Genomic DNA, 1,911 nt, shown 5'->3' on the forward strand with positions numbered 1-1,911 from the left:
ACCAAAACCACCCTGTCAAGGCACTCGTGTCTACACTTTCAGCCAACCCTTAGCTATCTTTCCACTTCATGGGTGATATCTGGGTCAGGGGCGGTCGTAAGTTCGGGCTAACCTGGCTAACCATGGAATGACACAGCTCTTTGTTGTCTCGTATGTCTTGTCGAGATGGAGGATCACGGTCACGAGTGGGCTAAGGGCGAGTTGATCGATGTCGCGGTGTTCCATGATGCCGTTCTCGAGATGGTGACGAGAATGGATGCTGCTTAAGCACATCCTACAAACACCGTGGCTACAACGTGCGAGCACCACTTCGGATCTCGGGCAACATGGGAGCGAGGCAAGAAAACTGTAGGTGGTCCTCTTACGAACGAAGTGGACCACGCTCAAGGGGCCGTCCACTCCCTGGACCTCAGAGATGTGGTTATTACTGCAGAAACGCTTTAGGCTGCACGAAAGCATGCACGCTTGCTAACTGTAGAACAAAGTGCCAGCAATGTCGTGGGTCCCAAAGACAATCAGGCATCGATGGTTAGGAACGGGCGGTGGTTGGGTAGACCCGATGTTCAGGATCCCACCACAATATATGGAATGTTCCTTTGTGGAGATAGCCCCAGAGTCGTGCTCTCCTGCTTACTCCAAACCTGTACAACATTGTCAGGTCATCAAGCTCGCCTTCCTGCAGGAGCGTTTGCGCTTCCTTGCAAAGATCTTTCACTTTGTGGTAGTGGTGTTGCGGCTTCCCACTCTCAGTTTGATCTTCCTTGATTTGGCCCCAACTCTTTTTTGAGACGGCAGTAAGGAAATCAAGAATTTCGCGACTTTCAGCGGGAGTCAAGTCTTCCCAGTTCCAATGGTGACCCTGCACCCGAGATAACAGGGCCAGCGAGAATAACGGATGCTCATAGTCTCCGTCTTCGTTAGCTAATGACTGTATTGCTTTAGGGGTTGGCCTATGGGGGGATTGCGGACTGCGCGCTTTCGGAGAACGGGTCATTAGGTAGCCCGTTAGAGTGGCTCATCTTCAGAGAAGGTTAGCTTGCTGATGTCTGTGGCCTCGGGGTTCTGGTCTAGGTCGGAATAATAGTCATAGATATCGTCAAGTTCGATTATGCGCGATCCACGCTGACCGGGAGCTAAACCTTCGCGTGCTCGAATCCAAGGCGCTTCGCTGTGTGTTAGTTGACTCAACTGATACCCTGTGAGCCTGCCGTAGGCATCCACAATGCTTTCCACAACTTCGAGTTCGTCTGCAGTAAGCCGCTTCGGGTCTCCCCACGGCCACTCCGAGACAGAAAATCTACCCCGGTGGCGGGAATAGAGAGATGGAACTACTGGACCGCCGGCCCAGGCCTGGATCTCATCAGTAAATAGTGGTTTCGACTTCCAAACCCGATACCAAGCCTGCGAGTAGTACACGAGCTTTTGTAATTTAAATGTGTCTATTTCACCAGTCTTGTCAAGTATAGCTGCTGCAACATCGTTCACGTCTGCCATGTGACTCCTCTCTGAGAGCCCTGAAGGTGGATGCCCTTGTTTGGTTCGATTAATGCGCCGAGAAATCTGGCGAGTTGTGCATCCAGCTACTTCTGGTTCGATCGGTCCCCACCAACCAGGGAAATCTCGTTTCTGTTCCTTATTATAGCTGAGTGTCTTCATGTCCACGTCTCTTGTGCGTGTCAAGTGGTTGCTTCTCAGCCAGCAGATACGGTCGGTCCGTTGTGAGGTCGCGGAGCTGGGCTGGATCGTTGGTCAAGCGATGCAGGCAATCCAGCTGCTTATCAGGAGGCATGGATCCTCTCGCTAGCGAGAAAGACAGCAATCTTCTAGCTTCGATGGGTCATGTCCCGATAGTTGTGCAAATTCCACGAGTGAATTGATTTGTTTGTGGTGGCCATGGTATCTAGGAATTAT

Annotated in this window: 1 protein-coding gene; it reads right to left on the minus strand. The window is 51.6% G+C overall.

All coding sequences use genetic code 11. The annotated features are described in order from the left end of the window. Positions 1–1,005: 1,005 nt before the first annotated feature. Positions 1,006–1,494 (minus strand): Panacea domain-containing protein, encoded by a 489-nt coding sequence (locus BUA24_RS11640; RefSeq protein ID WP_072792766.1) that lies wholly within the window; start codon positions 1,492–1,494, stop codon positions 1,006–1,008. Positions 1,495–1,911 lie beyond the last annotated feature (417 nt).

The organism is Ferrithrix thermotolerans DSM 19514, from assembly GCF_900128965.1.
GTDB lineage: Bacteria > Actinomycetota > Acidimicrobiia > Acidimicrobiales > Acidimicrobiaceae > Ferrithrix > Ferrithrix thermotolerans.

Coding starts and splice junctions, on each gene's coding strand:
- BUA24_RS11640 (WP_072792766.1), bottom strand. CDS start 1,494: ATGGCAGACGTGAACGATGTTGCAGCAGCTATACTTGACAAGACTGGT.